The 22,141-nt window shown below is 56.3% G+C and carries 21 protein-coding genes; 12 read left to right on the top strand and 9 right to left on the bottom strand.

The annotated features are described in order from the left end of the window. Positions 1-528 precede the first annotated feature (528 nt). The 4 genes from RYB66_RS20030 to RYB66_RS20045 all read left to right on the top strand — a co-directional run bounded on the left by RYB66_RS20030 (position 529) and on the right by RYB66_RS20045 (position 5,088). A complete protein-coding gene (locus RYB66_RS20030) occupies positions 529-1,845 on the top strand; it encodes an MFS transporter (protein ID WP_016980775.1) in 1,317 nt (438 codons plus the stop codon). Between the two features lie 473 nt (positions 1,846-2,318). Next, complete coding sequence (locus RYB66_RS20035; protein ID WP_004657623.1) at positions 2,319-2,588, top strand: helix-turn-helix domain-containing protein; 270 nt, start codon at positions 2,319-2,321, stop codon at positions 2,586-2,588. 183 nt (positions 2,589-2,771) lie between these two features. Then, positions 2,772-3,491 carry a hypothetical protein gene (locus RYB66_RS20040; RefSeq protein ID WP_005746261.1) on the top strand — a complete coding sequence of 240 codons (720 nt, stop codon included), beginning with the start codon at positions 2,772-2,774 and terminating at the stop codon, positions 3,489-3,491. A 724-nt stretch (positions 3,492-4,215) separates the two neighbouring features. Next, a complete protein-coding gene (locus RYB66_RS20045) occupies positions 4,216-5,088 on the top strand; it encodes a hypothetical protein (RefSeq protein WP_316895259.1) in 873 nt (290 codons plus the stop codon). 4 nt (positions 5,089-5,092) lie between these two features. Here RYB66_RS20045 and RYB66_RS20050 read toward each other — a convergent pair whose 3' ends face one another. Together RYB66_RS20050 and RYB66_RS20055 are read right to left on the bottom strand one after the other, a co-directional pair. Further along, a complete protein-coding gene (locus RYB66_RS20050) occupies positions 5,093-6,169 on the bottom strand; it encodes a diguanylate cyclase (RefSeq protein ID WP_002552545.1) in 1,077 nt (358 codons plus the stop codon). Positions 6,170-6,470: 301 nt separating this feature from the next. After that, positions 6,471-7,673 carry an MFS transporter gene (locus RYB66_RS20055; RefSeq protein ID WP_005746258.1) on the bottom strand — a complete coding sequence of 401 codons (1,203 nt, stop codon included), beginning with the start codon at positions 7,671-7,673 and terminating at the stop codon, positions 6,471-6,473. Between the two features lie 109 nt (positions 7,674-7,782). Between RYB66_RS20055 and RYB66_RS20060 the strand changes: the two genes are divergently transcribed. Next, positions 7,783-8,691, top strand: a complete 909-nt coding sequence (locus RYB66_RS20060; RefSeq protein ID WP_016980778.1) for a LysR family transcriptional regulator — start codon at positions 7,783-7,785, stop codon at positions 8,689-8,691. 31 nt (positions 8,692-8,722) lie between these two features. Here RYB66_RS20060 and RYB66_RS20065 read toward each other — a convergent pair whose 3' ends face one another. From RYB66_RS20065 to RYB66_RS20075, 3 genes are all read right to left on the bottom strand, one after another. Then, a complete protein-coding gene (locus tag RYB66_RS20065) occupies positions 8,723-9,313 on the bottom strand; it encodes a polyribonucleotide nucleotidyltransferase (polynucleotide phosphorylase) (RefSeq protein WP_002552548.1) in 591 nt (196 codons plus the stop codon). 143 nt (positions 9,314-9,456) lie between these two features. Further along, positions 9,457-10,269, bottom strand: coding sequence for a VacJ family lipoprotein (locus RYB66_RS20070; protein ID WP_005733992.1), 813 nt, complete (start codon positions 10,267-10,269; stop codon positions 9,457-9,459). Then, entirely contained in the window at positions 10,262-11,560 is a 1,299-nt protein-coding gene (locus tag RYB66_RS20075) for a serine protein kinase PrkA (protein WP_005733991.1), read from the bottom strand. Before RYB66_RS20075 ends, RYB66_RS20070 begins: the two co-directional genes overlap by 8 nt. A 1,276-nt stretch (positions 11,561-12,836) precedes the next feature. Between RYB66_RS20075 and RYB66_RS20080 the strand changes: the two genes are divergently transcribed. The 3 genes from RYB66_RS20080 (at position 12,837) to RYB66_RS20090 (ending at position 15,894) form a co-directional block, all read left to right on the top strand. Beyond that, complete coding sequence (locus RYB66_RS20080; protein ID WP_316895260.1) at positions 12,837-13,691, top strand: glycine betaine ABC transporter substrate-binding protein; 855 nt, start codon at positions 12,837-12,839, stop codon at positions 13,689-13,691. Between the two features lie 236 nt (positions 13,692-13,927). Further along, entirely contained in the window at positions 13,928-14,239 is a 312-nt protein-coding gene (locus RYB66_RS20085) for a DUF485 domain-containing protein (RefSeq protein WP_002552552.1), read from the top strand. Then, positions 14,236-15,894, top strand: coding sequence for a cation acetate symporter (locus RYB66_RS20090; protein WP_005746255.1), 1,659 nt, complete (start codon positions 14,236-14,238; stop codon positions 15,892-15,894). The genes RYB66_RS20085 and RYB66_RS20090 overlap by 4 nt, the downstream gene beginning before the upstream one ends. Positions 15,895-15,999: 105 nt before the next feature. On the opposite strand, the gene RYB66_RS20095 is transcribed toward RYB66_RS20090, so the two are convergent. Beyond that, on the bottom strand, positions 16,000-16,158 hold the full coding sequence (locus RYB66_RS20095) for a DUF3309 family protein (RefSeq protein ID WP_002552554.1): 159 nt from the start codon (positions 16,156-16,158) through the stop codon (positions 16,000-16,002). A gap of 314 nt (positions 16,159-16,472) precedes the next feature. On the opposite strand from RYB66_RS20095, the gene RYB66_RS20100 reads away from it, so the two are divergent. From RYB66_RS20100 to csrA, 4 genes are all read left to right on the top strand, one after another. After that, positions 16,473-16,850, top strand: coding sequence for a DUF2784 domain-containing protein (locus RYB66_RS20100; protein WP_316895262.1), 378 nt, complete (start codon positions 16,473-16,475; stop codon positions 16,848-16,850). Between the two features lie 103 nt (positions 16,851-16,953). Further along, on the top strand, positions 16,954-17,769 hold the full coding sequence (locus tag RYB66_RS20105; RefSeq protein ID WP_316895264.1) for an SDR family oxidoreductase: 816 nt from the start codon (positions 16,954-16,956) through the stop codon (positions 17,767-17,769). A 306-nt stretch (positions 17,770-18,075) separates the two neighbouring features. Next, positions 18,076-18,408, top strand: a complete 333-nt coding sequence (locus tag RYB66_RS20110; RefSeq protein ID WP_029240841.1) for a YnfA family protein — start codon at positions 18,076-18,078, stop codon at positions 18,406-18,408. 169 nt (positions 18,409-18,577) lie between these two features. Continuing rightward, positions 18,578-18,772 carry a carbon storage regulator CsrA gene (gene csrA / locus RYB66_RS20115; protein ID WP_002552557.1) on the top strand — a complete coding sequence of 65 codons (195 nt, stop codon included), beginning with the start codon at positions 18,578-18,580 and terminating at the stop codon, positions 18,770-18,772. A 47-nt stretch (positions 18,773-18,819) separates the two neighbouring features. Here the strand turns inward: csrA and RYB66_RS20120 are convergent, their stop codons facing one another. The 3 genes from RYB66_RS20120 to ngg form a co-directional block, all read right to left on the bottom strand. Continuing rightward, positions 18,820-19,047 carry a YheU family protein gene (locus RYB66_RS20120; RefSeq protein WP_003314533.1) on the bottom strand — a complete coding sequence of 76 codons (228 nt, stop codon included), beginning with the start codon at positions 19,045-19,047 and terminating at the stop codon, positions 18,820-18,822. Positions 19,048-19,114: 67 nt separating this feature from the next. Then, positions 19,115-20,311 (bottom strand): osmoprotectant NAGGN system M42 family peptidase, encoded by a 1,197-nt coding sequence (locus RYB66_RS20125; RefSeq protein ID WP_002552559.1) that lies wholly within the window; start codon positions 20,309-20,311, stop codon positions 19,115-19,117. An 81-nt stretch (positions 20,312-20,392) separates the two neighbouring features. Further along, positions 20,393-22,141, bottom strand: coding sequence for an N-acetylglutaminylglutamine synthetase (gene ngg, locus RYB66_RS20130; protein WP_005746250.1), 1,749 nt, complete (start codon positions 22,139-22,141; stop codon positions 20,393-20,395).

Genomic DNA, 22,141 nt, shown 5'->3' on the forward strand with positions numbered 1-22,141 from the left:
CTCTGCGTCGTCAAGAGGACGCGGAGCGTCCAGAAACGGCATGCGACGCGGAGCGCCGCACGATAGTTGAAGTGATCGTTCCTCACGCTCCCGTGTGGGAATGCAGTTCTCGACGCTCTGCGTCGTCAAGAGGACGCGGAGCGTCCAGAAACGGCATGCGACGCGGAGCGTCGCACGATAGTTGAAGTGATCGTTCCTCACGCTCCAGCGTGGGAATGCAGTTCACGACGCTCTGCGTCGTCAAGAGGACGCGGAGCGTCTAGAAACGGCATGCGACGCGGAGCGCCGCACGATAGTTGAAGTGATCGTTCCTCACGCTCCAGCGTGGGAATGCAGTTCACGACGCTCTGCGTCGTCAAGAGGACGCGGAGCGTCCAGAAACGGCATGCGACGCGGAGCGCCGCACGATAGTTGCGATCATCGTTCCCGCTACAGGCCTCAGCTCCGTATCAGTGCGCCCGCAAGCTTTGCTATTCTTCGCGCCCTGTGAGCGCCAGGCGCTTTTTTCAGCCATGTTTCGGGGGCTTCATGACGGCCATCGTTCAATCCACTCCCCAGCCCTTCAGCAGAGCCGACTACAAGACCCTGGGTCTTGCGGCGCTGGGTGGCGCGCTGGAAATCTACGACTTCATTATCTTCGTATTCTTTGCACTGACCCTCAGCCAGCTGTTTTTCCCGCCCGACATGCCCGAGTGGCTGCGTCTGCTGCAAAGCTTCGGGATCTTCGTGACCGGCTATCTCGCACGCCCGCTGGGCGGGATTCTCATGGCGCATTTTGCCGACCGGCTGGGACGCAAGCGGGTGTTCAGCCTGAGCATTCTGATGATGGCCCTGCCTTGTCTGCTGATCGGCATCATGCCCACCTATGCACAGATTGGTTACTGGGCGCCGGTGGTGCTGCTGGCGTTACGCATTCTGCAAGGCGCAGCTGTCGGCGGCGAGGTACCCAGTGCCTGGGTCTTCGTGGCAGAGCACGCACCCCAAGGGCATCGCGGCTACGCACTCGGGGTTTTGCAAGCCGGTCTGACGTTTGGATACCTGCTCGGTGCGCTGACCGCAACATGGCTGGCAAGGGTCTTCAGCCCGGGTGAGATCCTTGACTGGGCGTGGCGCATTCCGTTTCTGCTGGGCGGTGTTTTCGGTGTAGTGGGCGTCTGGCTGCGTCGCTGGCTGAACGAAACGCCAGTGTTCATCGCCATGCACGCCCAGCGTGAAAACCTGCCTGCACTGCCGCTTGGCCAGGTCCTGCGCGATCATCGCCAATCCTTGCTGCCTGCCGCGCTGTTGACGTTTGTGCTGACGTCCGCGGTGGTCGTGCTGGTGGTGATTACCCCGACGGTCATGCAGCAGCGCTTCGGGATCAGCGCCAGCAATACCTTCGCCCTGAGCGCAGTGGGCATCGTCTTCCTCAATATCGGCTGCGTGCTGGCAGGCATGCTGGTTGACCGCATCGGTGCGTGGCGCGGGGTCATCATCTACAGCCTGCTGCTGCCGCTGGGTATAGGCGTGCTTTACGCCAGCCTCATCCAGCAATGGATGCCGCTGGGTATCGCCTACGCCATTGCAGGGCTGGCCTGCGGGGTTGTCGGCGTGGTGCCTTCGGTGATGGTCGGACTGTTCCCTGCGAACATTCGTGTGTCAGGCATCTCGTTCACTTACAACATTGCCTACGCTTTTTGGGCGAGTGCCACGCCATTGCTGCTCATCGCGCTGATGCCCTGGAATATCTGGGTTTGCGTGCTTTACAGCCTGGTCATGGGGATTGTGGGTCTGACGACCGCAGCGGTATTCGGCCTGCGCCGGGGTGTAGTGGTAGATGACCTTGCAACCGGCAGAAGCGGATAGCGCCAAGCCTGTTCCTGCTGGCGCGCCTCTTTCTCGCACGCAGCCGCTCATCTCTGTGGGCGGTTTTCGCAAATGAAACATATCAAGAAAGTTCCTCAAGTCAGGCGCTGTCAATTGTAACAAGTGATTGTAATTCTGTTTGCTCAAGTCTATCTTGCGCCCTTCTATATTATTTTTATTTATTGAGCTGGTGTGCTCTTGCCTGCCACGATTCCAACGTGGCTCGGCTGGCGGGTTATTTATGGTTTCATTAAATTGATAGTCGTAATTTTTCTGTATTTTCTGTAGGAAATTTCTTCAGTCGTTTATTAATTAACGATTATTCTTACAGGTCTTTGTTTTTGGCAAGGTTTTGGTTTTTATTCGGGTTTAATGAAAAACAATACTAAATAAAATGATTTCTGTGCCGATTTACTTTTTAGGTCATGGAAGACGAGTGTAAGAAACATCCTACAAATTTGCTCTAGGGCAAAATGATGGCAAGGGGAAGTAGTATGGAGGTGACAATGAGAGAGCAAGAGGTTCTTGGCCTGCTGTTGCAGGGCTGTACGAACAAGGAAATCGCCAGGCAGCTCCGTATCAGTGACTATACGGTTCGCGATCACGTGTCTTCGCTACTAAGAAAGAGCCGTGTAAAGACCCGTGTCGAGCTCATGGCGCGTTGTGTTTCTATCTTGCTTCCGGGAAAAAGTAACCGACCCCCTACATCTGTCGGATTGCGTAACGAGTCAGCACATACATAATGTGTCTTGTCACAAAATATATCTTGTCAGGGCGATCAGCGTTATCGGGATAGTGCCCCAAGGTCAATAATCTCAATGTTGCACTACGGTTGCTTTTCGGTGTTCGGCTATCTGACTGCCCGGAACAGGGGATTTCTGAAGTTCGTCCTTACGGCAAACCGTAAAGAATAAAAAGGAGCAATCATGACTGTTTGTTTTGTTCGGGGCCGGTCTGAGTCCGATCAGTCATTGCGGCTGGATCCGCATCGGCCCGGTTTGAATCTCACAACAGACTTCCATCGCCTGGCAACCCGTCAGTCGGCACTTTCGGTGACGCAACTTGCCGAGCAACAGAAAAAACTGTCCGGCCCCGTTGGCCTGTTTGCCAAACTCTGCCGACAGGTTCGCTCGCATGGACGCCAGGCCCCGTTGATCGAAGAGGTCGAGCGGCTTGAGGGGCGCAAGCGCAAGTGGCTGGCCGAGCAGGCTGTACAGTTCATCCTGGGCTTGCACGGCCGCCGGCCAGCGGTCGATAACCCGTTCAAAGGCCTGTTGCGCGAAGACCTGTGCTGCATCGTGTTCGATGACGCATCGCTGCACACGCTGGTCGAGCGCTACACTGCCGGTGAAGCACTGCGGCACCAGGACAGCGAGTACTTCGTCAAACTGATTGCCACCACACGGAACACGGTCGAGCGACGAATCGTCTTCCACGGCCTGCTCGAACACTTCGACCGATTACTGCCGATCGAAAAGAGCATCTACCCGCTCAATTACCGCGCCGTCCAGCTTGCCCATCTGGAGCAGGAAGAAACCCTCTACGGCAAGTTGATCATGGAGCAGCCCATTAGCGCACTCCTTGAAGTACATACCCCTGCATGGCTGTTGGAAAATCTTTCCTCTTTTGAGTTTTCGATTGATTGAGAACCCGCTCTGGATGTCCACGGGCTAAGGCTTTTTCTGAAAAGTATTTGATATGGATATATAAAGCTGTTCGGGGGTTACGATTTTTTCAGTAACGGTTTTAAATTTTTCGAGCTTTTTGAAGGCGTAGCATTAAATACCGCATGTTTTTATCAGTGGCTTATACAATAAAAGAGTAGTAAGAAGAATCGCAAATGCCGCGTGTTTTTAATGATAAATCATTGGGGAAAGTGTTATGAAAAAATTAGTACCTCTGTTGCTGTTGTTTTTGTCTTCGGCCAGTCAAGCTGCAGATTACTCGGTGACAACTACAAGAACACCTACGACTATAAACGGACCTGGGCATAATGCATTCTCCAGGCACCAGTTGAGATTGTCCGATTACCCTCGCGGGGCGGCCAATAACTCCCGATTGCGGAACATTTCATGGACGGCGACATCATTTCCGGACAGTAAAGGTGAGCGCGCCAATCTTTGCTTTCGAACCACGGGTGTACACGATATCGATTGTGTAACTATTATTCCTGGCGCTCCAGGTAGTACTGAACTCTTCAATAATCTCGGTTTTAGCTACGCGTCGGATGTGATCATTCGGCACAACGCTGAAAGTGGACCTTGGCAAAGTAAGCCGTTGGGGGCGGAAACAGTCACCTTTCATTTAACGTATTGATTGTCGACCCCTGACGATAAACGTCAGGGGTTCCATAGGCCAGGAGTCCACATTATGCGGGTAATCAGCTCTGGAATAGAAGCGCTGGTAACAGCAAGGCAACTTGATGAAAAAATAGCCTCTAAAAAAATACCCATTCTTGCTAGCTCATCCAGTCGTCCAGACTTTCTGGACCCCTCCGTGACAATCAGCGGCGGGGCGATTCTCAAACAGAGAATTTTCGGACTGACAGACCCTAAATTTCCAGCACCCATGCTAGGTAAGGCAGAGTGCGGCACGTCCATGCCTGAAACCTCTTTTTTAACACGGGATGACCGAAGGCTTCTTGGCGAGGTTTATGAGTGGGCCAGAGATCAGGGGGCTGATCTTTTCTACGTCGATGACTTGGCGTTTGGGCTGGCATCCTACAGGGAGAAAGACGATGGAAGGATCTGGTCTCGTCATAACCAAGGCAAGACCTATGACATGGAAGGGCACAAGGTCTTTTACAGTTTTACAGATACAAATGCGGCGACGGCCAAGCGTATTATTGAGGGAAGCGCTTTAACAACAACACGGCTGGATCAGGGTTTTATTCGTTTTATCACGGACAAAGACTACGGTGCCCTTGGTCACAACCACTTTGAGTTCATGGAAAAAGTCATCAATCGTTTTTCGACGTCGGGGGAAAGGGACCAGCAACTTGGACCTGACTATGCTACCTATAAAAGCCAGAAAAACGACTACATTAGAACTCTGTCAAAGGAAAAGTACGCCCTTGGCGAGGGTGACATTCGGGAAACCGGCATCCCCGCTCAAAAAACCACAAAACCCAAGGAAATCACCCTGGAAAGCCTGCGAGAAGACATGCGCAACTCGTTCATGAAGGCAATGGGCATCAAGAACTTCTCATCCCTGTTTGACGTTCTGTTCAAGAACCGGCGTTGACCGGTCAGGCATCGGCACTCAGTGGCTGGAGCTCTGACGGCATATCCTGAGCGCTGGCCACGCAGTTGCGACCAGTGCTTTTGGCGAGGTACAGCGCCTTGTCTGCTTCGTGCAACCAGGATGAGGCATCCGGCAGTTCAGGAGAGTAGGCGGCTATGCCGATACTGAGGCTGACCTTGAGATCGCGCTGCAGAGAGTAGGTCATTTCATCTATCGCCAGACGCGTGCGCTCCAGGATTTCCCGCGCTTGAAACAAGTGGGTGTCCGGCAGAATGACGCAGAACTCATCCCCGCCACAACGTCCGATCAGATCCGAGTCACGCAGGTTTTCCATCAGTGCTTCACTGATGTTCTGCAGCACTGTATCGCCCATGAGGTGGCCATAGGTATCGTTGATGACTTTGAAATGGTCAATGTCGATCAGTGCGATGACGCACTGCTGATGCTGGTTCTGGCTTTTTACGTACTCCAGATCAAGCAGGTCTTTCCATGCGCCATGATTGAGCAGTCCAGTGAGGCTGTCGGTGCGGCTTATTTTGCGCAGGATGTTGCGATGCTCCCAGAGCTTCAGGGTGACCTGATGGCTCATCCAACCGATGAAAATAGGGTAAATCACCAGTACGGGAAGGCAGGCATAGATCTGTGCCATGTTGCCGTGCAGATTGACAGCAGGGTTGAGCAAGGCCAGCGAGATCAGTACACCCAGTGCCTGTGCGCACAAGCCTTGCAGCATCAGGCGTGGCCCGGCAGCAGCCATGTTATGCATGGCCATCATCGCGATGACCGTAACGCCGGGAACGGCACTGAAGCCCATCGCGCCAATCCAAAACCCGCCCATCAGCGAATCGAAGAGCAGATTGCGCCATTCAGCCTGATAGGGTTCGCGCGACTTTTTCGCAATCTGGTAAGCAACATGTGGCCAGACCAAGGCATTGAGCAGTGCCAGCGTCCAAAGCCAGTGTGCGGCATTCACGTAATACAAAGACACAGCGACAGTAATAAAGCCAACGCTGACACCGAGGGATCTCGGCGCGTAGATCCGCTTGGCGAATGCCAGTCCCTTGCGGTGATATGAGCTCATAGTTCCTTACCGGACTTAACGTCTTGAATCGGTCAGAAACCATGACTCCTTGACCGAAAGGCTGGAGTTTGAGCGTTCGACAGTGTCATGGGAAGAGCATTTTGCAGTGCTGTGTCAATTAGCTGCACATTGGGAAGGCTTGCATGTTTCGGAGTCAATTAACTGACAAAAACAGCCAAGAAACAGGTTCAAAAATATGACGAAACATACAAGCAGCGGCACACTGGAATAACCGGGCAGTGTAGTTGCGTCTTTGCAAAAGTACTGCCCGGTGACATCCGGCTAATCGAGCCGGGCCAGGTTATGCGGCTGTCTTGTTTTTCTGAATCCCGGTCATCCAGGCGACACCAATGGCCAGCAATGCAACGACGGCTGCGACATATCCAACTGCATTCAGGCCCAGATGCTCAATGGTCAGACCGCCAATGATCGATCCCAGACCTATACCTGCGTTGGCGGCCGAGACGTTCAAGGTTCCTGCCAGTGCCTGGGCCTGCGGTGCCGCTTTCATCACCCTGATCTGACAGATAGGGAACAACGCTGTGTGGGCAATGCCCCAAATCACCAGCACCACGGCCAGTAACGGCATCGAGCCTGCGGCAGGTACGCTTGCGGTCATGCCCAGCGCCAGCAGCAGCGCAAACACCATGGTTGAGCCCAGCGGGCTGCGGTCCACATACCGGCCACCCAACGCATTGCCGATCAGGCCGACTGCACCAAAGCCCATTAACCACCAACCTACTTGAGCCGACTCGATACCTGCGATGCGTTCCAGCGTATCTGCCAGGTAGGTGTAGGCGCCAAACATGGCAGTGAACAGCAAAATGGACAGTAGCAGGTTGGCGAGGAACAGCGGATCTCGCAGGATTTTTGCCTGCTCGGCGAGGCCCACCTTTGCGGTAGGTTCAATACGTGGCATCGACAACGCCAGCAGCACTGCCATTAATGCAGACAGCAGCGTCAGCGCCCAGAACGCGCCGCGCCAGCCCACTGCATCGGCAAATACGGTGCCCAGCGGGATGCCGAACAGCATCGCGGCGGAGATACCGAGGTAGACCTGCGCCACAGCCTTGCCGGCGCGCTTCGGTCCGGCCAGCAGGCTTGCGGTTTCACTGGCGGTGCCCCAGAACACCGGCAACGCCAATGCTGGAATGAATCGCGCCAGTGCCAGCACCCAGATGTTGCTCGACACCGCAGCCAGAGCGTTGGAGGCCGCGAAAATCAGCAGGATGACGATGAACGTACGCTTGCGGTCCAGGTGCGAAAGCATGGCTGTCAGCGGCGGGCCAAACAGCATCACCGTGAAGGCGAATAGCGTGACCAGCAAACCGGCAGTAGAAATGGAAATTCCCAGATCGCGGGCCAGTGAAGGCAGCAGGCCTATGATGAGAAATTCAGTGGTAACGATTACGAAGCCAGCCAGCGCCAGGATCGCGATGGACAAGCCAGCACCGGTCGAGCTTTCGCTCTTGGTGCCGGAGGCGGCAGTTTCCAGAGACGGCATGATACGAACCCATAAAAAATAAGTTCGCCAGCTTATTGCAGAAAATGATTCCTATCTTTGGCAAATATTCATTACATTATGGACTTAAATTCACTAATTGGTCTTCCATGTGCTGTCCACTGACCGCCTCAAGGGCATCGAAACGTTTGTCGCCGTTGCCAATGCTGGGAGCTTTACGGCAGCCGCTGACCGCTTGAGTCTGACTAATTCCGCAGTCAGCAAAAGCGTTGCACGCCTGGAGAGCCGCCTGGGCATGCGTCTGTTCGAGCGCACTACCCGAAGTCTCGCGCTGACGGAGGAGGGGGCGGCCTATCACGCTGTGTGCACGCGCATGCTTGCCGACCTGGAGGCTGCCGAAACCGCGCTGGCGGCGCAGCGTACAGAACCCGCCGGACAACTGCGTATCGATCTGCCTGCGACCTTTGGTCGTTTGCACGCGCTGCCGCTGATCCTCGCCTTCACCGGGCAGCATCACAAGCTGCGCCCGCGGATAACCTTCACTGATCGTTTCGTTGACATTCTTGAGGAAGGTATCGACCTGGCCGTGCGCATCGGCGGTCCTGCTGTCTGGCCAGCGGGCGTGGCGCACCGTTACCTGGGCACCGAGCGGGTGATCTTTTGTGCGGCACCGGCTTATCTGGAGCGCCACGGCGTACCGACGACGTTCGAGGACCTCGCCAGTCACGCATGTATTCTGTTTGGTCGTGGCGATGGCAGCACCAGCCCCTGGTTGTTTGTTGACGATCAAGGGCAGCGGGAGGCGCGCGCTGTCGAAGCGCGGCTGGTTATTGGCAACGGCGAAGCCCAGGTGGCTGCGGTGACTTCGGCGTGGGGCATTGCGCAGCTGGCGACCTGGCTGATCAGGGAGCAGTTGCAGCGTGGCGAGTTGGTGGAGATCCTTCCACAACTGGCCACTGACGGTTTGGCGCTGCATCTGGCCTGGCCGCGCAACCGCGAGTCATTGCCCAAGGTGCAGGCGCTGGTCGAGCGACTTTCAGAGGCGTTGCGGGTGGATTAAGCCACAGGGGTTCAGCCACCCGATACTCGAATCATTCGCCTATGACGGCCTTCACCAGCGCTGCGTGTTCCTTCGGGTTTTTCGCGTTGGAGACCACGTTGAGCACGGCTGCGCGGGCACCCGAGGCGGCAATGATCGAGGTGCTCAGAACCTGGGCGTCGCTCATGGTCGCCGAGGTATCCAGCTGCCGTACACCCAGACCGTTCTTCTTGACGATCTTTTTGTCACCCAGCTTTTTGAAGTCTTTGTAGCCGGTACTCTGCTGGGCAAGTATCCCGGTGACCAGGCCATCAAGCACTACGCCGTCGTTGTCGCTGGCCTGGACGCCCATTGGCATAGGCGTCTCGGTAACGATCAGCACGCGCTTTTCAGCGGCATTGGTGTACAGCGCACCCGTCACCCCCTGAGCCTTGGCCTTCGCGTCAATCTCGGGCATCTCGCCCTGCACGTAGCCCGCAGGAATGGTAAACGCCAGTTTGCCACCCAGCAGCGACGCCTTTTGTACCGCAGCGGCGGCAGGCGCAGCGGCCTGGGGCTTGGTCGCGGCCTGAACGCTGACCATGCTCTGGCAGGCTGCCAGCGCGACACACACAACGATTGCCTTGAAACCGAAAGACCGCATGGAAATTCCTTGTTTGTCTATTAAATGGAGATGGATCGAGGCCTGTGTGCCCGAGGAATGTGAGTGGCCCGGCAGGTAAAAGTGCCCATAAAAAAACGACCAGCAGGATCACTCCAGCTGGCCGTCCTTTTACTGCGTTTCGCTTACTCGGCGATCTGCAGTTTGCGCGACTCGGTATAGACGTAACGCACCTTCTCGTACTCGAATGGCGAGTTCAGCTGGCCATAGCGGAAGCTGGTGACATACCGGCGGTCAATCGCACGCAGCACGGTAATTTCCGGATGGTCGTCGCTGACTTCGGCAACGTTCAGGAAGTTGATCTGGTTTTCAGCCGTGTAGTCGAACAGCATACCGCCCGTGTCACGCAGGTTCGATGGACCGAACAATGGCAACACCAGATAAGGGCCGGCAGGAACACCATAAAAGCCCAGCGTCTGGCCGAAGTCTTCGCTCTGGCGCGGCAGGCCCATCATGGTCGCCGGGTCCCACAGACCGGCGATGCCGATGGTGGTGTTGAGCAGCAGACGACCGGTTGTGTCCAGCGAACGCTCACCCTTGAACTGCAGCAGGCTATTCAGCAGGTTGGAGACGTCGCCCAGGTTGCTGAAAAAGTTGCTCACGCCGCTGCGCACGAAGCCGGGTGTGATGTAGCGATAGCCGTCCACGACCGGCAGGAACACCCATTCATCAAAGCGGTAGTTGAAGTGGTACACCCGACGGTTCCAGGATTCCAGCGGGTCGTAGACTTCCAGCGCGTTAATGGAGGCGCGCTCGAACTCACGCTGATCTAGCCCCGGGTTGAATTGCAGTGACTTCAGCGGTTGAGTGAAACCGTCAGCATCGGTCTGACGGGCCACAGTGGCCGGGTGCTGAGCCTTGTTGCTGGTATCCGCGTCAGCGGCCTGGACTGTGCCGGCACAGAGCAGAGCGGCAAGAAGTAAAAGACGTTTAGCCACGGAAAAACTCCAGCATGGCGTCGGTGTTGACGCGGTAATTAAGGTTGCCGCAATGCCCGCCGTACGGATAAACGGTCAGACGATCCCCGAAGGTCTTGCGCAGGAAGCCCAGATCACCCGAGCCCAGAATCACATCGTCAGCGTTGTGCATGACGGCAATCTTGGTGTTGCTGTGCAGGTAATCCTTGAGTGCGTAAAGACTGACCTGGTCGACCAGCTGCAGCAGGCTACCGCCGTCAGTGCGGGCGCGCCACATCGGAATGACCTGTTCGGTCAGGTAGCAATCGAAGTCGCATTGCAGGGCACGCTTGAGGAACGGCGTCAGGCTGGTGCCTTCAGAGATAGGGAATTTTGGTGGCGTGATCAGGCCGCGACGGTTGATCAGGTCCGAGGTGAACGCGATGTCGGCCGACGAGAAGCGGAACGAGGTACCGATCAGCATCGCCATCTGCTCATTGGTCAGGTGCTGCTTGGACTGCTGAAAGTCGAACAGCAGTGCATCGTTGAGGTCGATGTAACCCTTTTGCCGGAAGTAACGGGTCAGCTTGGCCAGCACCAGCTCGTAGAACGTGGTGGTGTTGTTGATGCCCTTGACGTTGGTCTGCACCAGTTTGTCGAGGTTGCTGATTGAGGTGTAAAGGTTGACCGGCGGGTTGAGCAGCAGCACTTTCTTGAAGTTGAAGCTGCGGCGGGTTTCATCCAGTTTGCTGACGAAGGCGGCATTCAGTGCGCCGAGGCTGTAACCGGTCAGGTAATAGTCGGTCACCGGCAGTTGCGCCTGCTGAGCCCGAATGGCCTGCATGACGCGATAAATGTCTTCTGCGTCGTCGGTGGAGACGCCAGGAGTGGCGAAGCGCGAGGCCGAACTCATGAAGTCGTAGCTGGTGGGCGAAGACAGCTGCACGACGTGGTAGCCCGCGCCGTAATAGAGTTTTTTCAGGAATTCATTGATGGTGCTGTTATACGGCGCACCGGTGCCGGCGATCAGGAAGATCAGCGGGGCAGCGTGGTCCTGCTTCGCCAGGCGATAGTGCAGCTTTTTTACCGCCCAGAAGTTGTCCGGCAGGGTGAACTCGCGCTCGGGATGCAGGTTCAGGGTGTAGACGTCCTGATCGATGTCTTCATCGTCAGGCAGATCGGGGCGCAGATCAGGCGGTGTGGTCGCAATGGTCGCTTCAAACGGATTAGTCAGCGGGTAGCCATAGGTAGCAGAGTCGACGGTGGTTGCCAGAGCGGACGCACTTAAACACAAGCCACCTATAACGGTAGCGAAGCGCAGAAAACGGAGCATGACTAAATCCCTTGGGAAAGAAGTGCTGATGAGATACGCAGGCTATGACCAAGGTGTAGTGCCAAAGTGCCGCATCCACCGGTTAACCGTGTAAATTATGACGGAACAATACACGTTCTTTGGATTTTGCAATGCAGTTATGCGGTTTATTTTTCGCAGGCGACGTAGATTGGCTCGGTTTGACCATACAGGCGGGGGACTGACTGCCGCTACATGCCGCTACGCTGCAGCTTCCTGGGGACGAAAAACACAAAGGAGAGCCGTAGCTCTCCTCCAATGTGTTTTACCTGCTCTTTTTATTGTTGTAGGGCGGCCTGTTATTGTTGTTGATGGCCAGTCCCTTTACAGCGTTGTTGAGCGACCCCCATCCGGGGTCAAGAGCAAACGTATTTTTTTGAGCGCTGACTCGCTTTAATCACCTGTCTTCACAACATCGTGATCCCACCGGTTCGGAAGCTACCTGAAGGTAGTTTTATTGTTCTCTGTCCGGTCGCGAGGCCTTTCACCGAAAGGTCCCTGTAAAGCTTATCCACTCCAAAAAAATCTGTTAGCTGCGCCTCTGTCCGTTTTGTTCTTGTTATGTCAGAGCCGTTACGTCTTGTTTTTATTGGTTTGCCGCTTCGTTTCTTGTTTTTGTTGTACAAGAGAGATAGCAGAAGCTGTGCCAACTTTTTAAAGTGCTTTTAAAACAACGATTTAGCTGTTCTGCGGGAAGAGGTGAGTGGGCTGCGCTGGAAAAACTGTTCCCGTGTTACCCGTTCGGGCCGGTGGATGTGAGTCGGCGGTAACACATCCTGTTTCCTTTTATAAAACGAGCAGGCTGAGACGTTTTTCAGCAGCGCTTGTCGCTGATGACTGCATGTTGTCGTTTCCCGTTGCCCGAGTGTCGTAGCCAGAGCATGTCTGCTTGCCCGGCAGGTTGATGATGACGGTGGCAATTTGCTGCGTGTCACTGCGCGTGGCGGCGATCAGAGCGCAGCGTGCCCCGAAACTGGACGCTCAGCGTTATACATCAGCCCCGGAGAGCCCGGGAAGTGATGCTTTCAAGCTTCTGCCCGCAGGGCGTGGGAGCGAACCTGTTCGCGAAAGGGCCGGTACAATCTCTGAATATGCATCGTCTGAGATACAGCCTTCGCGAACCAGTTCGCTCCCACGGCCTTCAGCCAGAATCACAAGCAACGTGTGTATGACGATGAGAGCCAAGCGTGGGTGTGCGCTTGAAAACAACGTTGACGAAGCCCGACAACCGTCGGTGCAGACTTCCGGGGAAGCGACAATGATGATGCGAAAAATACTGGGGGCGGGTGCCGCTCTGGTGCTTGCTGTCAGCTCCACGCTGGCGATTGCTGAAACCAAAACCCTGACTATCGGCTATGTGGAAGGCTGGTCCGACAGCGTCGCCACCACCTTCGTGGCTTCCGAAGTGATCAAGCAGAAGCTTGGCTACGACGTCAAACTGCAATCGGTCGCGGCCGGGATCATGTGGCAGGCCGTGGCCACCGACAAGCTCGACCTGATGTTGTCTGCTTGGCTTCCGGGCACTCACGGCGAGTACTACACCAAGTACAAGGATCAGGTCGTCAACTACGGGCCCAACTTCAAGGACGCCAAAATCGGCCTGATCGTGCCTGAATACGTGAAAGCCAAAACCATCGAAGACCTCAAGACCGATGCTTCCTTCAACAAGAAGATCACCGGGATCGATGCCGGTTCAGGGGTTATGCTCAAGACAGATCAGGCCATCAAGGATTACGGTCTGGACGGTTACAAACTGCAGGCGAGTTCCGGCGCAGGCATGATTGCCGAACTGACTCGTGCGGAGAAAGCGCAGAAAGCCATCGTCGTCACCGGCTGGGTGCCGCACTGGATGTTCGCCAAGTGGAAACTGCGTTTCCTGGAAGACCCTAAAGGCGTCTACGGTGCAGCTGAAACCGTCGACAACGTCGCCAGCCTTGGCCTGGAGAAAAAAGCCCCCGAGGTCGTGGCCTTCCTGAAAAAATTCCAGTGGGCATCCAAGGATGAAATCGGTGAAGTGATGCTGGCGATTCAGGACGGTGCCAAACGTGAAGCCGCTGCCAAGGACTGGGTAGCCAAGCACCCGGATCGGGTTGCTGCATGGACCGCTAAATAGTTCTGCAGCCCTCTGCAAAAGCCGTTTCAAGGCCGTCTGGTGCCATCGCCAGACGGCCTTTGGCGTTTCTGGACCACGGTATTTTCTGCACAGGCTGACTGATGGCGGACCTGTGCCGTGCAAAGAGGTTCATCTGCGGCTAGTGTCGTTCTAATACTAAGGTCGTCTGGAGTGCGCGCCGGACCCGACTAAAGTGCGTTACGTGACATCTCATCTGTGCTGCGAGGACAAAAACAATGAACGACAGCATTTACCTCTCGATTCAAAACAGCCCGCGTTTCAAGGAGCTGGTATCCAAAAGAGAGCGGTTCGCCTGGATTCTCTCGGCGATCATGCTTGGCCTGTATGCGGCCTTTATTCTTTTGATTGCGTACGGACCCCATATTCTGGGGGCCAAGTTGAGCCCGACTTCAACCATTACCTGGGGAATGCCGATAGGCGTAGGGCTGATTCTCTCCGCGTTTGTGCTGACCGCCATCTATGTTCGCCGTGCCAATGGCGAATTCGATGATCTGAACAACGCCATCCTGAAGGAGGCTCAGCAATGATCCGGCGCCTATCAGCAGCACTTGGCCTTGCCGCCTTCGCGCCGACTCTCTGGGCGGCAGACGCATTGACGGGCGCCGTGCAGAAGCAACCCCTTAACATCGCCGCGATTGTCATGTTCGTGGTATTCGTCGCCTTCACGCTGTACATCACCTACTGGGCGTCGAAAAAGAACAAGACCGCGTCGGACTACTACTCGGCAGGCGGCAAGATCACCGGTTTCCAGAACGGTCTGGCAATTGCCGGTGATTACATGTCGGCAGCGTCCTTTCTGGGGATTTCCGCACTGGTCTACACCTCCGGCTACGACGGCCTGATCTACTCGATCGGCTTCCTGGTGGGCTGGCCGATCATTCTGTTCCTGATCGCCGAACGCTTGCGTAACCTGGGTAAATACACATTTGCTGACGTTGCGTCGTATCGCCTCAAGCAAAAGGAAATTCGCACCTTGTCCGCCTGCGGCTCGCTGGTGGTAGTGGCGTTCTACCTGATTGCGCAAATGGTCGGTGCCGGCAAGCTGATCCAACTGCTGTTCGGTCTGGACTACACGGTTGCGGTGGTACTGGTCGGCATCCTGATGTGCCTTTACGTATTGTTCGGCGGCATGCTGGCCACTACTTGGGTGCAGATCATCAAGGCAGTCATGTTGCTGTCCGGTGCGTCGTTCATGGCCCTTATGGTTATGAAACACGTTAACTTCGACTTCAACATGCTGTTCTCCGAGGCGATCAAGGTTCACCCTAAAGGTGAAGCGATCATGAGCCCTGGCGGTCTGGTGAAAGACCCGATTTCAGCGTTCTCGCTGGGTCTGGCGCTGATGTTCGGTACTGCTGGCCTGCCGCATATTCTGATGCGCTTCTTCACCGTGAGCGATGCCAAGGAAGCCCGCAAGTCTGTGCTGTACGCAACCGGCTTCATCGGCTACTTCTACATCCTGACCTTTATCATCGGTTTTGGCGCGATCCTGTTGGTCAGCACCAACCCGGCGTTCAAGGATGCAGCGGGTGCCTTGCTGGGCGGTAACAACATGGCAGCGGTTCACCTGGCCGATGCGGTCGGTGGCAGCCTGTTCCTGGGCTTCATCTCGGCAGTCGCCTTCGCCACCATTCTGGCAGTGGTTGCCGGTCTGACCCTGGCAGGTGCTTCGGCGGTCTCCCATGACCTGTATGCCAGCGTGATCAAAGCGGGCAAGGCCAACGAGAAAGACGAGATCCGTATCTCGAAAATCACCACCATTGCGCTGGCAGTCGTGGCGATCCTTCTGGGTATTGCCTTCGAAAGTCAGAACATCGCGTTCATGGTGGGTCTGGCGTTCTCGGTCGCTGCAAGCTGCAACTTCCCGATCCTGCTGCTTTCCATGTACTGGAAAAACCTGACCACCCGTGGCGCTATGATTGGCGGCTGGATGGGCCTGATCAGTGCCGTGGTGCTGATGATCCTGGGGCCAACCATCTGGGTGCAGATCCTGCATCACGAGAAAGCCATTTTCCCTTACGAATACCCGGCGCTGTTTTCTATCGCCATCGCCTTCGTAGGTATCTGGTTCTTCTCCATCACCGACAAGTCGAAAGCGGCAGAGGGCGAGCGCGCCTTGTTCTACCCGCAATTCGTCCGGTCACAAACAGGCCTGGGTGCCAGCGGTGCGGTTTCGCACTAAGTGCTGAAGCAGTAAATAAAGCAGCCTTCGGGCTGCTTTTTCATGGGCCATAAAAAAGCCCCGCCTGGAGAGGCGGGGCTTTTGCCTGTTGCTTGAAGCAACAGGTTATATCTTGCCGAGCAATACCAGAATCAGCAGGATCACCAGGATAGTACCGATGATGCCCGACGGACCGTAGCCCCAGCTGCGCGAGTGCGGGAATACCGGCAGACCGCCAACCAGCAACAGAATCAGAACGATGATAAGAATAGTGCCGATGCCCATGATGAGTTCCCTCTTTCATTTAAGTTAGTTAACAGATGCAGTACAGAATTTCATACCCAACGGCACTGAATTTGCCTGCTTGACTCATCCGACTATGGCCACTCGGGAAAGGTTTCATCTATTTTTAATAATTTCTTACATATCTAAAAAATCATTAAAATCATGGGCTTGATGTGTTTTTGTCCGACAATAATTCGGGTCTAGTTGATGGAAGGTGCCTGAAATGATCTTAAAAATCATTGAACTAAATGGCGTGAAAATTCTCCGCTGATTTGCACAGATGACCTGATTGAAATCCAGCAGAGGGCGCGCAGATGTTTTATCGAGTGGCGGCAGATGCCGTGGTCGCGTTTCATCTACTGTTCATCGTATTCGTGCTGTTCGGCGGTCTGCTGGTAGTGAGCAGGCCGTGGCTGGTATTACTACACGTCCCGGCAGTTGCGTGGAGGGCTGCGGTTGAGTTTCTACATCTGTATTGCCCACTGACACCGCTGGAAAACACACTGCGCCGCACAGCCGGTGAGCAAGGATATGACGGCGGCTTCGTCGAGCATTATCTGATTCCGCTGATCTACCCGGCCGGGCTTACGCCGGGCATACAGCTGTGGCTGGGGGGCATTGTGCTGTTGGTCAATGTGTCGGTGTACGGCCTGTTATTGATGCGTTTCGTATCACGCGTGCGGCATTCATGAGCTTCGGGTTTGCTCCAGGCATTCAGCGCCTTGATGGTGGGGTTGTAGGGCCCCGGCTGTGATTACACTCAGGCAACTCCTGCACATCACAAGGCACTCGGCTATGCAAAACCGCATCATGATTACTGGCGCCGGCTCAGGTCTGGGTCGTGAAATTGCACTGCGCTGGGCGCGCGAAGGCTGGCGGCTGGCGCTGTCGGACATCAACGATGCCGGTCTGCAGGAAACCCTGATGCTGGTGCGCGAGGCGGGTGGTGACGGGTTCGTTCAGCGTTGCGATGTTCGCGATTACAGTCAGCTCACGGCGTTTGCTCAGGCATGTGAAGAGCGACTGGGCGGCATCGACATTATCGTCAACAACGCGGGCGTGGCATCGGGTGGCTTCTTCAACGAGCTGTCGCTGGAAGACTGGGACTGGCAGATCGCGATCAACCTGATGGGGGTCGTCAAAGGCTGCAAGGCGTTTTTGCCTATGTTGCAGGCCAGCAAAGGCAAAATCATCAACATTGCGTCGATGGCCGCGTTGATGCAGGCCCCGGCGATGAGCAATTACAACGTCGCCAAGGCAGGGGTTGTGGCACTTTCCGAAAGCCTGCTGGTTGAACTGCATGATCAGGGCGTCGCCGTGCATGTGGTTTGTCCGTCGTTCTTTCAGACCAACTTGCTGGATTCGTTTCGAGGCCCGACGCCTGCCATGAAAGCGCAGATCGGCAGACTGCTGGAGAAGTCACCGATCACTGCCGCAGATATTGCCGACTACACCTTCAGGCAAGTAGCCGCAGGCGAGTTCATGATCCTGCCCCACGAAGAAGGCCGAATGGCCTGGGACCTGAAGCGCAACCAGCCACAAGCGATGTATGACGAAATGACCATCATGTGCGCAAAGATGCGCGCCAAGGCGCAGAAAGGGCACGCCTGACACAGCTCCAAAGCTTCACTATCGTGCGACGCTCCGCGTCGCATGCCGTTCCGGACGCTCTGCGTCCTCTTGCGACGCAGAGCGTCGCGACCTGCATTCCCACGCTGGAGCGTGCGGAACGATAACCTCACGATCGCGCGACGTTTCGCGTCGGCATGATGACTATCGTGCGACGCTCCGCGTCGCATGCCGTTCTGGACGCTCTGCGTCCTCTTGAGCGACGTGTTCAAGGTCATCAGGGTCATGACCGCGCTGTTTTCTGATAGGGTTGCGCCCATCCTTTCAGCCCCTTTCAGCGAGTCCATCGTGCTCAATTACCTGTGGTTCTTTCTCGCAGCCCTGTTCGAGATATTCGGCTGCTATGCCTTCTGGCTATGGCTGCGCCAAGGCAAAAGCGCGCTGTGGGTCATTCCGGCACTCATCAGCCTGACACTGTTCGCGCTGTTGCTGACACGTGTGGAAGCGGCCTATGCGGGGCGAGCCTATGCGGCGTATGGCGGGATTTACATCGTCGCGTCGATTGCCTGGCTGGGGCTGGTCGAGCGGGTCAGGCCGCTGGGTACGGACTGGCTGGGTCTGGCTTTCTGCGTGATCGGCGCGACTATCATCCTGCTCGGGCCGCGCTGGTCAGCTCCATGAAAACTGCGGCTGTCAGCGATATTTCCTACAGATTTAGCTAGAAAGTAAGACCCTTCCTTCAGTCTTTTCCGATGCGTTTGAAGGGCGTTACTGATTTGCCATCAGCGCATTGAAGCGCTCGGTTTCGCGATGCACCCTGCCTTTTTGCGCAACGAGAAGGGTGGGAAAAATGCTGGTACTGACGCGGGAAATTGGTGAAACGTTTTCAATCGGTGATGACATCACCGTGCAGATTCTGGGTATCAACGGCAATCAGGTGAGGCTCGGGATCAATGCCCCGAAAGACATCAAGGTTCACCGAGCCGAGGTCTACAAGCGCATCGCCAACAAACTTTCGCAACAAGCGACAACGCCGCTTCAATAGGCGACGTTGTTCGCCTCATTGAAAACCCGATTCAGGCCCGCCCAAGGTTATTCAAAAAACTCCTTGGGCACATCGTGCTTGAGCATCAACTGACATTGCTGACTCTCAAGATCGAAAAAGATTACCGCCTGGCCTTTGGTCAGCGCATGTCGCACACGCAGCACGCGGGTTTGCAGCGGTGTTTCGTCGCCATTATCGGTGCCCTCACGGGTGACGAAATCCTCGATCAGGCGGGTGAGGGTGTCGGGTTCCAGTTGGTCGTAGGGGATCAGCATGGCGGTTCTCGTGTCGATGAGCAGCGATGATAGAACTGCGGTGCCAGGCACCGCAATTCACAGGCCCTCAACTTTCCTCGCGATTCTGCCCGATCAGGCTGTCGACCGGTGGCACACGGGTGTCGGATTCCATCTGCGCATCATGTTCGATCTGATGACTGAACCGCTCCAGTGAACTCTGGGCCGGTTTGGCATCGCTGGCGAACACAGGTGGGCTCAATATGTAAGCACCCAGCAGTTTGCTCAGCGCTGCCAGGCTATCGATGTGCGTACGCTCATACCCGTGAGTCGCATCGCAGCCGAAGGCCAGCAGGGCCGTGCGGATGTCGTGCCCTGACGTCACTGCCGAATGCGCATCGCTGTAGTAATAGCGAAACAGGTCACGGCGTACCGGCAGTTCGTTCTCTACGCCCAGACGCAGCAAGTGGCGGGACAGATGGTAGTCGTACGGACCGCCCGAGTCCTGCATCGCCACGCTCACCGCGTGCTCGCTGGAGTGCTGGCCCGGTGCAACCGGCGCGATGTCGATACCGACGAACTCGCTCACGTCCCAAGGCAGTACGCCCGCTGCGCCCGTACCGGTTTCTTCGGTGATGGTGAACAGCGGGTGGCAATCGATCAACGGCTCTGCACCGCTGTCGACAATGGATTTCAGCGCCGCAAGCAGCGCCGCGACACCGGCCTTGTCATCCAGATGGCGTGCACTGATGTGACCGCTCTCGGTGAACTCCGGCAGCGGGTCGAAAGCCACAAAGTCGCCGATACCGATGCCCAGCGATTCGCAGTCGGCACGTGTGGTGCAATAGGCATCCAGACGCAGCTCGACGTGGTCCCAACTGATCGGCATCTCGTCCACGGCGGTATTGAACGCATGACCGGACGCCATCAACGGCAGAACGCTGCCACGAATCACGCCCGTGTCGGTGAATACACTGACACGGCTGCCCTCGGCAAACCGGCTTGACCAGCAACCGACTGCCGCCAGTGCCAGGCGGCCATTATCTTTGACTTCCCGAACGCTGGCACCGATGGTGTCCAGGTGCGCCGATACCGCACGGTCAGGGCTGTTCTGCTTGCCCTTGAGGGTGGCGCGGATCGTGCCGCGGCGGGTCAGTTCGAACGGGATGCCCAGTTCTTCAAGACGCTCGGCCACGTAACGCACGATAGTGTCGGTAAAACCGGTCGGGCTTGGAATCGCGAGCATTTCCAACAGAACTTTCTGCAGGTATTTCAGATCCGGATCGGGGATATTTGCAGGGGTCATGGATGCTCCTTATGGAACAGTTGCAAGCCACAAGGCTGCAAGGGCTGATAGCCCTTTTGCAGCCTGTGTCCGCAACTGCGATCAGATATGCACAGGCAGGCTGTGCGGAAACAACAGATCGACGAAACGTTCGGCGGTGGGTTGTGGTTCATGGTTGGCAAGGCCCACGCGTTCATTGGCTTCGATGAACACGTACTCGGGCTGATCGGCGGCCGGCACCATCAGGTCCAGGCCGACGACCGGGATGTCCAGAGCCCGCGCTGCGCGTACTGCTGCATCGCTGAGCACCGGGTGCAGAATGGCCGTGACATCTTCAAGGCAGCCACCGGTGTGCAAGTTTGCAGCGCGGCGCACGGCCAGACGCTGATCCATCGGCAGGATATCGGCATACTCAAAACCGGCCTCGCGCACTGTGCGCTCGGTCTCCTGGTCCATCGGAATACGGCTTTCGCCATCAGTCGCGGCGGCACGGCGTCGGCTCTGGGCCTCGATCAACTGTTTGATGGTATGGCGCCCATCACCAATGACCTCAGCCGGACGACGGATCGCTGCAGCCACCACCTGAAAGCCGATCACCACGATGCGCAGGTCGAGGCCTTCATGAAAGCTTTCCAGAATGACGCGCGTGTCGAACCGACGGGCCTGTTCGATAGCGCTCTGAACGTCTTCGATGGTCCGCAGATCGACGGCGACACCCTGGCCTTGCTCGCCATCCAGCGGCTTGACCACGATTTGCCCGTGCTCTTCAAGAAACGCAAGGTTGTCGTCTGCACTGCCTGCCCGCTGCTGTGCGGGCAAGCGCAGGCCGGCAGCCTTCAACGCTCGATGGGTCAGGCTTTTGTCCTGACACAGGGTCATGCTCACCGCGCTGGTCAGATCGCTCAACGACTCGCGGCAGCGGATCCGCCGACCACCATAGCTGAGGGTAAACAGGCCAGCATCCGCGTCATCCACCTGTACATCAATGCCACGACGATGGGCTTCCTCGACGATGATTCGCGCATATGGATTGAAATCCGCCTGCGGACCGGGGCCGAGGAACAACGACTCGTTGATGCCGTTCTTGCGCTTGATGGCGAAGGTCGGCAGGTTACGGAAATTCAGCTTGGCGTACAGCGCCTTGGCCTGATCGTTGTCATGCAACACCGACAGATCAAGGTAGCTCAGACCGCGGCTCATGAAGTGCTCGATCAAATGCCGCACCAGCACTTCACCCACGCCGGGACGTGTGCATTGCGGGTCAACCGCCAGGCACCAGAGGCTGCTGCCTTTTTCCGGGTCATTAAAGGCTTTCTGATGATCAAGGCCCATGACGCTGCCGATGATCGTGCTGCTGCCCTCATCTTCGGCCACCCAATATACCGGGCCACCTTCATGACGCGGCGTGAGCAGGGCCGGGTCGATGGGCAACATGCCGCGTGCCAGATACAGGTTATTGATGGCTTGCCAGTCCGCTTCGTTATGCGCCCGCCGGATGCGATACCCGCGAAACACCCGGTGCGCCGGTCGGTAGTCGCTGAACCACAGACGAAGCGTGTCCGACGGGTCGAGAAACAACTGCTGCGGCGATTGCGCCAATACCTGCTGCGGCGCCGCCACATACAAGGCAATGTCACGCTCGCCGGGCTTTTCGTTGAGCAGGTCCTGGGCCAGTGCTGCCGGATCAGGGTAAGTGTGACCGATCAGCAAGCGACCCCAGCCACAATGCAGCGCCAAAGGCTCTGCGTCTATCTGGCTGCCATCTTCGGCAAGACGCGCTTGCAGACGTTCGTACGAGGGCGACTGGCCACGCAACAAGCGCTGGCTATAAGTCGTCGCGTTCTGTTTCAT

This window comes from Pseudomonas syringae group sp. 243L2, assembly GCF_032587875.1.
Classification (GTDB): Bacteria; Pseudomonadota; Gammaproteobacteria; order Pseudomonadales; family Pseudomonadaceae; genus Aquipseudomonas; species Aquipseudomonas amygdali.